At 58.1% G+C, this 6,178-nt stretch carries 5 protein-coding genes and 1 pseudogene; 1 reads left to right on the top strand and 5 read right to left on the bottom strand.

The annotated features are described in order from the left end of the window. Positions 1-202 (top strand): molybdopterin-dependent oxidoreductase (locus ACX3P0_RS21500; RefSeq protein ID WP_459091740.1); only part of this gene is annotated, 202 nt, incomplete at its 5' end. Positions 203-303: 101 nt separating this feature from the next. Here ACX3P0_RS21500 and ACX3P0_RS21495 read toward each other — a convergent pair. From ACX3P0_RS21495 to ACX3P0_RS21475, 5 genes and pseudogenes are all read right to left on the bottom strand, one after another. Beyond that, the gene (locus tag ACX3P0_RS21495; protein ID WP_459091746.1) at positions 304-1,539 is read right to left on the bottom strand and encodes a cation:proton antiporter; all 1,236 of its coding nucleotides are present in this window, start codon (positions 1,537-1,539) and stop codon (positions 304-306) included. 262 nt (positions 1,540-1,801) lie between these two features. After that, positions 1,802-2,123 (bottom strand): annotated as a pseudogene (locus tag ACX3P0_RS21490) (transposase); the annotation flags it as partial. Between the two features lie 64 nt (positions 2,124-2,187). Further along, positions 2,188-2,496 carry a PPC domain-containing DNA-binding protein gene (locus tag ACX3P0_RS21485; protein WP_459091738.1) on the bottom strand — a complete coding sequence of 103 codons (309 nt, stop codon included), beginning with the start codon at positions 2,494-2,496 and terminating at the stop codon, positions 2,188-2,190. Positions 2,497-3,799: 1,303 nt separating this feature from the next. Further along, the gene (locus ACX3P0_RS21480) at positions 3,800-5,530 is read right to left on the bottom strand and encodes a SulP family inorganic anion transporter (RefSeq protein WP_459091736.1); all 1,731 of its coding nucleotides are present in this window, start codon (positions 5,528-5,530) and stop codon (positions 3,800-3,802) included. 78 nt (positions 5,531-5,608) lie between these two features. Then, on the bottom strand, positions 5,609-5,869 hold the full coding sequence (locus ACX3P0_RS21475) for a helix-turn-helix domain-containing protein (protein WP_459091734.1): 261 nt from the start codon (positions 5,867-5,869) through the stop codon (positions 5,609-5,611). Between the last annotated feature and the right edge of the window lie 309 nt (positions 5,870-6,178).

Here is a 6,178-nt window from a genome sequence, read left to right as displayed (position 1 = left end):
TCTTGCCTATGAGATGAACGGCAAGCCGGTCAGCATCCTGCATGGCGCGCCTTTGCGCCTGCGCTGCGAGAACGAACTCGGTTTCAAGATGGTCAAGTGGGTCACGGCGATCGAGTTCGTTGATGATTTCGCCGGCCTCGGAGCGGGCGAAGGTGGCTACAACGAGGACCATGAGTTCTACGGTTACCGCATGCCGATTTGATCACCCCCTACCGCACACGCGGAGCGCCTGCCGAGATACTGCTCACCTGAGACGAAAGGTGTACTCGCAGGGTGAGCGCCTACCTACACCGCCCCTTTCCCTTATTTTACTCGCCTGTCATCCAGACGCCGCATGACAGGCGTCACAGCGATGCCATGCATCATGATCGACACCAGAACGACGAAGCAGACCGTTACCCAGAGGATATCGGTCTGCTCGAATTTAGCCTGTCCGAAGGCGTAGGCGAGATAGTAAAATGAACCCAGGCCGCGGATGCCGAAAAAGGCAATCACTCTCTTCTCCCGGGAAGGCATCGACAATCCAGAAAGGCCGATCCACGCGGAAAGCGGGCGAACCACCATAAGAATAAGCGCCCCCGTCAAAATGACCGGCCAGCTCAGTGCGGCGAAAATCGTTCCCTCGGCGATGGCGGCTCCAAAACACACGAGTAGCGCCATCATCGCCAGTCGCTCGATCTGCTCGGCGAATTTATGTAGAACCTTATGATAGCTGTGCTGTCGTTCAACCGACCGCAATGCCAGCGCCGCGACAAACACCGCGACGAACCCGTAGCCATGCGCGAGTTCCGTCGACCCGTAGGCCAGGCACGTAATCCCCAACGAGACAAAGCCGTCCTTCGTATCCGAGAGGCCTACGTGAACCGGGAGCTTGAAGACCAGATGGCCCATGAGCTTGCCGCCCAACCAGCCAATACCAACACCGGCGGCAGTCTTCCATAGAACATCGATCAGGACCCACTCGGCAAGGAAGGATTCACCCGTTCTCTGTGATGCCGCGATAGCGATTGCGAGGTAGACGAAAGGAAACGCTGCGCCATCGTTAAGTCCCGCTTCGGTCGTAAGAGCAAATCGAACTTCATCTTCCTTTCCCGACTGGGGCACCCCAACCTGTACATCGCTAGCAAGGACTGGATCCGTCGGTGCTAGCGCCGCGCCCAATAAAAGCGCTGCAGCAGGGTCCAATCCGAGGATCGACCAGCCCAGAATCGCTATCGCTGCAATGGTGAGGGGCATGGCAATGCCCAGCAAACGCCAGGTGGTCCGCCATCCCCGCCAACTGAGCGGACGATCGATCTTCAGCCCTGCCCCCATGAGCGCCACGATGACCACGAACTCGGTCAACCGTTCGGTTACATAGCGGTGTTGAAGCGGGTTTGTGCCTACGATGGGTGAAAATGGAGACCAAACGAGGAGGATCCCGATGCCGATACAGACCATCGAAAGCGACAGCGGCAATTTCACCATTATCATGGGTAGCCATGCGGTAAGAAGGATGACTACCCCCAGCACCGTCAGTAAAACGATATAGAGATCCATCGCCAATTTTGCCCCGCCTCCTCTTCGCTCCTTTTTTGAACCTTCCCGACCTGACGCGCTGCGTCGAGCCATGCCTTTCATCTGGTTTCGGCAAAGATAATAGAAGCCGCCAGGTCTGTCTGCGCCATTTGAGCGGGATGCCTACCTTATAGCCGGCGGGTAGTCGAACCCGTGACGACTGCTCTATGTTCTAATGCTAACTACCATCTATCGTTAGAATTTTCGGGAGATAGTTCGAATCGCTAGGCTCAGGACTCGTTGATCATAGCCAGAACATTACGGCGGCGGCGATACAGATGGCGGACATGAAGGTGTGGGCGCAGCGGTCATAGCGGGTGTGGATGCGGCGCCAGTCCTTGAGCCTGCCGAACATGTTCTCGATCTTGTGACGCCGTCGGTAGAGCACGGTGTCGTGCGGGATCGGCACGGTGCGGTTGGCTCTGGACGGGATGCCGGCGGCGATGCCCGATCGGCCAGGGCAGTGCGGAACCAGCCGGCGTCGTAGCCTTTGTCACCGAGCAGGGTGGCGGCTTTCGGAAAGCATCGATCATCAGCCCCGCGCCTTTGTAGTCGCTCATCTGGCCTCGGTCTGCTAGTGCAACAGGCGTTGCGGCCTGCTCTCCGGTCTGGCCGGCTTCGCCGTTCTGATTATCGCCCTTGCGTGAGCGTTTGGCATCCTTCTGGCTGTCGAGCACGGGCGCGGCGTTGGGATCGGCCGAAGCCTGTGCCTGCAACTTCGACCTGTTCATTCACCTCGATAGGCAGATAGGCTTTTGCCTCCCAATCGAAATAGGCAAGGGTTGCACGCTTGAAGGCGCCAATTGCTTTGAAGCTTGCGGCTTGTAGCCCTGCCTCCTTGGCAAATGCGGTCAGGCAGGCGGTCACCTCGTCGCCGGTCGAAAGTATGATCGCGTAGGTTTGCTGTCCGTCTGCATCATGGATGAGCTTGCTCTGCATGGGTTTATCTCCGCGGGTCGGTAGCTCGCCATTACGAAACATTTGGCCGATCAAGGGGTTCCAAGCCATGCGTTCGATAGCCCGCCCTCAGGCCCGTGGCTAAATGGGAGCATGTGGCTCAGTTGAAAAACAAACAAGGAATTCAAAGATGGCGACCAGGCGCAGTGGCGCTCGCCGTCTCCCGGTTTAATTGAATGGGCGCGGGCATAGTTCACTGGAGACTGATCATGATTGGTATGGCATTGCGTTGCCCTGCCCTGTATCGGACATCTCCGGCAAGGCCACCGCGCAGACTGTCCAGCCTGACGGCGAACCGCACGACAATGGATGGCAATGGGCGGTTGTTCAATTGGGCGGTCAATATCGCCCTCAGCAGCGTCGGAGGAGGCTATTTCCTTGGTGGATGGAGAGAGTTGGCTCCCTGACCATATTCTCGACGGCCAGCAATATGATCGCCCGCCGCCTTAACCGGCTGTTCACTACGCCACCGCCACAGTGGCCACCAGCGGCCGTGTTTCAGTACCGCGTCCCAGGTAACAAGCCCACCGTCTCTTGATTGAGGCGGCGTGCTTTTTATTCCTGCCGGAAACTCGACCGAAGCCGCGGCAACGCTGCGCGAAGCGGGCTTGGATGTCCACGCGCAAATTCTACCAGGGGTTGGCCACACCATCACGGCACAAGGCGCGCACGGTCGCCGACTTTATCGCCAAGGCACTGGCCGCGTAATACTTGGAAACGGGGTTATGTTAGGCGCTGGTCGTAATCCCATCAGAATCATGAATTTCACCGCAAAGTCATGGACTGGTCGCCAATCGACCCGGGGTCGAGCTTCGATGCGGATGCACGAGTGGAAAAGATCTTTATCGGAACAATTTCCAGCTTATAAAATCAAGCTCGAAACGCCCACGGCCAAGACGGCCAATATCGTGGAGGCCATCGTAACACCCATCGTATAATAAAGTATGGTCCACGCGATTGCGACAACAACGGTAGATATCGCCGCCCTTAGGACCATATCATACGTTCTACGGTTAGACCCGCTCATGGAATTTTACCCTCATATAGAATAAAATCGTTTGTGTCGTTCGTGCCGAATCCGTTCATTTTTTGCGCTTCTCGCGATCTTGCCGAGAAAAACTCCGCTCTTGCCCTTCAAATTAGAACAACTCGAGCCCGCTCAACGATCACAAACCACTTGAGGATGGGCTTCTCATCCCAAGCTCGGCCTTTGGTTATCATCGGATGATCGCGTAGCCGCTCGGGCAAAGATGCGGCAGTAGATATGTACTTTTATAGGTGCCTCCTACGTCGGTTCCGTAGCCGTTACTGGCCGGATGGACTCGCGCTTGCCACGCGCAAGCCGAACCGCATCTGCCAGCGTCTTCCTGAAGCGGACACGCGGCGGTTTCACACCGTGAATCAGAAGAACACGACGAACCGGCCGCGTTGTGCCGGCAATGTAGACCGCTGCTCCATGACGATCAGCTTTACGAACAAAACCCTCGATCGTCGCAGCACCTGTCGAATCGAGAAAAGGCACCGCGGAAAAGTCGACGATATAGGCTTTCGGGTGCTCGCCGATCCGATCCAGGGCCGCCCCGACTGCAGCCGCAGCACCGAAGAAGAACGCCCCGGATATCCGAAAGATCACGATGTCGGGATCTGTCGCCAGATCGACGTCATACGGTCTTCGACCGTTGCCGTTGGTGCTGTCGGCTACGTCCTCCTGCGCGATAGGCCGTATGTTCTCAACTTCGATGGACTGGGCCATGCGATGCAGGAACAGCAGCACGCCAAGCGCGAAACCGACGAGGATACCTTCTGTGAGGTCCCGGAATATGACGAGCAGGAAAGTTGCCAGCAAGACGACCGCATCACCTCGCGATGCCCGGATCAGCGTGGCGAACTCATGTTTTTCAGCCATGTTCCAGGCGACCACGACCAGCACCCCGGCAAGAGCCGACAGCGGAATATAGGAGGCCAGCGGCGCGGCAATGAGCATAAACGACAGGAGAAAGACCGAATGGAGCATTCCCGCGACCGGACCATGAGCGCCTGCGCGGACGTTGGTGGCGGTGCGGGCGATGTTGCCGGTCACGCAGATGCCGCCAAATAGTGGCGAGGCGATATTGGCTACACCTTGAGCCACCAGTTCACAGTTGGAGCGATGTCTTCGGCCGGTCATCGAATCGGCCACGACCGCCGACAAAAGGCTTTCGATGCAGCCCAGCAGCGCGAAGGACAGGGCATTCGGCAGCACGTCGATGACCTTCGCATAAGACATCACCGGCAAATGGGGCATCGGGATTGACTGGGGGATGCCGCCGAACCGCGTTCCGATCGTCTCGATCGGAAGTCCGAGCAGTGCCGCGCCGATCGCGGCAATGGCGACGGCTACGATGAAGGAGGGCCAGTGCGGGCGGTATTTCCGGATCACCGCGATGATACCGATAACGACGGCCGCGACGAGAACCGCAGCCGGGCTTGCCGTCGGCAGAGCGCTTGTGAGCGCCTGAAGCTTCGGTAGAAGCGGCCCCGGCTCTTTTTCCAGCGTGAGACCAAACAGGTCCTTTATCTGGCTGGCGAAAATGATGATGGCAATGCCGGCTGTGAACCCCACCGTTACAGGATAGGGAATGTACTTGATAAAAGTCCCTAGCCTCAGCAGCCCGATCGCCAGCAGGATGAATCCTGACAGCAATGTGGCAAGCAATAGTCCGTCCACCCCGTGCTGCGCCACGGTCGCCGAAACCAGCACGATGAACGCGCCGGCGGGGCCGCCGATCTGAAAGCGGCTGCCACCGAATGCCGAGACAATGAATCCGCCGATGATCGACGTGTACAAGCCTCGATCCGGCGTGACGCCCGAGGCTATGGCAATCGCCATGGAGAGTGGCAACGCGACGATGGCAACCGTCAGACCGGCTATGGCATCGGCCCTCAGGTTCCGCAGCCCATACCCCTCCTTCAGCACCGTGACGAGTTTAGGTGTAAAAAGGTCTGCGAAACTTGGCTTGATCGATCGGGTGGCCATGACAATCCTTCCGTTTGCCACAATTTTGGGCGGGATCGTCGGCCGGGTCAGGTCGGCGCCGCGCTTGACGGCTTCAGATCAGGGTACGTCACGAGGGTGCTTGAGGCGGACGCCTCGCCCACCACCTGCGCTGATTGTGTTCTCGCTGATCAGTTCGATGCCGGCTCGATCGAGGGCTTCGACAAGCTTGGTCAATGAGTCGATCACGCCGCGTACGTTGCCATCGCTGCTTTCCATGCGCTGGATGGTCGGCACTGACACACCGGCCAGTTCCGCGAGTTGGCGCTGATCGATTCCCAAGAGCGCGCGGGCAGCCCGCACTTGCGCGGCAGTAATCATTGGCTACTCCTATCCAAAGCGTCTGTTGGATAGTATCAAGTATCTATACTGACGTCTAGAACATCAACCATGCCATTTGAGATCGGACATCGTCATCGTCGGCCGGCAAGATGACAATTGCCAGTCAGCGGCGCCCATAAGGCCTCCGAACCGGTGCGTCACGGCAGAGAGCGACTGACAATTCGTGCCTACCTCGCGCACAACACCGATTAGCACTGGCTCCGTGCGCTCTGCGCAATCGCCATGAAACAACCGCCACCCCGCGCCCCAAAACAGACCCGCTCACGCGCTATGTCATTAAGCGGAGGT

The sequence above is a fragment of the Mesorhizobium sp. A556 genome, from assembly GCF_054489545.1.
The sequence above is the reverse complement of the archived record's forward strand: the minus strand, read 5'-3'. Positions and strand labels throughout refer to the sequence as shown.